Here is a 1,006-nt window from a genome sequence, read left to right on the forward strand (position 1 = left end):
AATCTAGCGCCGATACTTCCCTTACCCGTTGTCTCGCTTCTCCCCCTTCTGCTTCATACACACTCCTTAACACTTCATGCCTATCCAATATCGTCTCAAATACCTGTGTTAACACTTTCAGTGAAAACGTTCCTGTGACTCTAAAGACCATTGGCATGTTGTATTCCGGCGTGCCGCCTTGAAGTTTATCGATAAACCACAGTCGTTGCTGGGAAAAAGACACCGGGTAAGTCGTTTGTTCTCTTTCTATCTTAGTCAACCCCGGCCTTACATTGTGCGCGGTAGCGTCCGTTATCACCTGTGCTAATTCTTCTATCGTCGCGTTATCAAACACACTCGCTAACGAAATTTCTACACCACAGCGACTTCTTACTTCTGACACTACTCTGATTGACAATAAGGAGTGACCGCCTAAATCAAAAAAGTTTGCTTTTATGCTTACTGTACTCGCTTCTAAGTCTAGCAAGTGGCTCCAAATCTCTACTAGTGTCTTCTCTACCTCGCTTTGTGCTCCATGATATGCTACCTGTTGCCCCCTTTCTTCCCCTCGCGGCAGTGCTTTCTTGTCTACTTTACCATTACTCGTCAATGGCCACTCTGTAACCAATAAAATAACACCAGGCACCATATACTCTGGCAGAGTTTTCCTTAATGTCGTTTTTATTCTATTGACATAGTCTCCTACTACTTCCTCCTTTACTTTCTCCGTCGGCTTCACATACCCTACCAACTGTTTGCTATCTCCTTGCATTTGTGCAATCACCAACGCTGAATCAACGCCTGCCAACATCGCGAGACTATGCTCTATCTCTCCAAGCTCTATCCTAAATCCTCGGATTTTCACTTGGTCGTCTAGCCTACCCAAAAACTCTAAGTCTCCACTTGGTCTATATCTAACTAAATCCCCTGTCTTATATAAACGCTTGCTGCTGCCGGATTGCCCTTCTCTATAAAACGGATTATCTATAAAGCGCTCTGCCGTTAACTCGCTTTTATTCAGATACCC

The 1,006-nt window shown here is 44.4% G+C and carries 1 protein-coding gene; it reads right to left on the minus strand.

The annotated features are described in order from the left end of the window. The coding region (locus MHN30_RS23735) for a condensation domain-containing protein (protein WP_239361315.1) at positions 1 to 1,006 on the minus strand (1,006 nt) is incomplete at both ends.

Source organism: Pseudoalteromonas sp. OF7H-1 (assembly GCF_022347825.1).
GTDB classification, from domain to species: domain Bacteria; phylum Pseudomonadota; class Gammaproteobacteria; order Enterobacterales; family Alteromonadaceae; genus Pseudoalteromonas; species Pseudoalteromonas maricaloris.